The organism is Mesorhizobium sp. M8A.F.Ca.ET.218.01.1.1 (assembly GCF_004791165.1).
In the GTDB taxonomy this organism is placed as follows: domain Bacteria; phylum Pseudomonadota; class Alphaproteobacteria; order Rhizobiales; family Rhizobiaceae; genus Mesorhizobium.
Genome location: NZ_SRUZ01000251.1, coordinates 1 through 202 on the forward strand (window position 1 = coordinate 1; position 202 = coordinate 202).

The 202-nt window shown below is 64.9% G+C and carries 1 protein-coding gene; it reads right to left on the bottom strand.

Going from position 1 to position 202, the window contains the following annotated elements; genetic code table 11:
- The coding region (locus EN861_RS35220) for a hypothetical protein (protein ID WP_135868240.1) at nucleotides 1–202 on the bottom strand (202 nt) is incomplete at both ends.

Below are 202 nucleotides of genomic sequence, written 5' to 3' on the forward strand. Positions count from 1 at the left end.
TGAGATGCAGCGTGCCATAGGTGCCGACCAGGTCGTTGCCGACATTGCCAGCCGAGCCGTTGACGGCGCTGACCGTGTGGGTGTCGCCATTGTCGACATCGGTGTCGTTGGAAAGCACATTGCCGCTCACCGGATTGGGATCGGCCAGCGTGTTGGTGTCTTCCTTCACCGCCGCCGCATCGGCCACCGCCACCGGCGCGTC